This is a genomic window from Rhizobium sp. L43, assembly GCF_002531725.1.
Lineage (GTDB): Bacteria > Pseudomonadota > Alphaproteobacteria > Rhizobiales > Rhizobiaceae > Rhizobium.
In genome coordinates, this window is sequence record NZ_NWSQ01000087.1 from 1 (window position 1) to 1294 (window position 1294).

Annotated in this window: 2 protein-coding genes; both read left to right on the plus strand. The window is 60.0% G+C overall.

The window, feature by feature from the left end:
• Positions 1 to 96 precede the first annotated feature (96 nt).
• On the plus strand, positions 97 to 990 hold the full coding sequence (gene nifH / locus CO667_RS34525) for a nitrogenase iron protein (protein WP_054186393.1): 894 nt from the start codon (positions 97 to 99) through the stop codon (positions 988 to 990).
• 106 nt (positions 991 to 1096) lie between these two features.
• Positions 1097 to 1294, plus strand: a 198-nt coding sequence (locus tag CO667_RS34530) for a nitrogenase (protein WP_082366446.1), incomplete at its 3' end; no start/stop codon positions are given.

Below are 1294 nucleotides of genomic sequence, written 5' to 3' on the forward strand. Positions count from 1 at the left end.
GCCCACATGGCACGGGTTTTGAAGACTGCCCTGGGAGGCGGCGCGAGCTGCCGGCCTTTTACTCAGCGATGGATGGAACGAAAGAAGGAAGGCGATATGTCAGATTTGCGTCAAATCGCATTTTACGGCAAAGGGGGGATCGGCAAGTCCACCACCTCCCAAAATACGCTCGCAGCGCTTGTCGACCTCGGGCAGAAGATCCTGATCGTCGGATGCGACCCGAAAGCCGACTCCACCCGGCTGATCCTGAACGCCAAAGCACAGGACACGGTTCTGCATCTGGCAGCCCAGGAAGGTTCGGTGGAAGACCTTGAGCTCGAGGACGTGCTCAAGGCCGGCTACAAAGGCATCAAGTGCGTGGAGTCCGGCGGTCCGGAACCGGGCGTCGGCTGCGCCGGGCGCGGCGTCATCACCTCGATCAATTTCCTCGAGGAGAACGGCGCTTATGACGATGTCGACTACGTCTCCTATGACGTGCTTGGCGATGTGGTGTGCGGTGGCTTCGCGATGCCGATCCGTGAGAACAAGGCCCAGGAGATCTACATCGTGATGTCCGGCGAGATGATGGCGCTCTATGCCGCCAACAACATCGCCAAGGGCATCCTGAAATATGCCCATTCCGGCGGCGTGCGGCTCGGCGGCCTGATCTGTAACGAGCGCCAGACGGACCGCGAGCTCGACCTCTCCGAGGCGCTGGCTGCCAGGCTCAATTCCAAGCTCATCCACTTTGTGCCGCGTGACAACATCGTCCAGCACGCCGAGCTCAGGAAGATGACGGTGATCCAGTACGCGCCGGACTCCAAGCAGGCCGGGGAATATCGGGCGCTAGCCGAGAAGATCCATGCCAATTCGGGCCAAGGGACCATTCCGACCCCGATTACCATGGAAGAGCTCGAAGACATGCTGCTCGACTTCGGCATCATGAAGAGCGACGAGCAGATGCTGGCCGAACTACAGGCCAAGGAGTCAGCGGTGGCTGCGGCTCAATAACTGCCGCTGTCGACAGGACGCGCTGGCCCTTGAGCCAGCGCGTCCTTCCACGAAAGACGCTTCGTCGACGACGACCTAACCCGAACCTTGAAAGGGGCAGGGGCCCATGAGCCTTGATTACGAGAATGACAGCGTTTTGCATGAAAAGCTCATTGCGGAAGTGTTAGCGCAATATCCAGACAAGGCGGCAAAGCGCCGCAAGAAGCACCTCAGCGTCGCAACGAGCGGCGACGAGCCTGGCGATGAGCCGAAGGCGCTTTCCGAATGCGACGTCAAATCGAACATCAAGTCCATTCCGGGCGTG

Coding starts and splice junctions, on each gene's coding strand:
- nifH (WP_054186393.1), top strand. CDS start 97: ATGTCAGATTTGCGTCAAATCGCATTTTACGGCAAAGGGGGGATCGGC.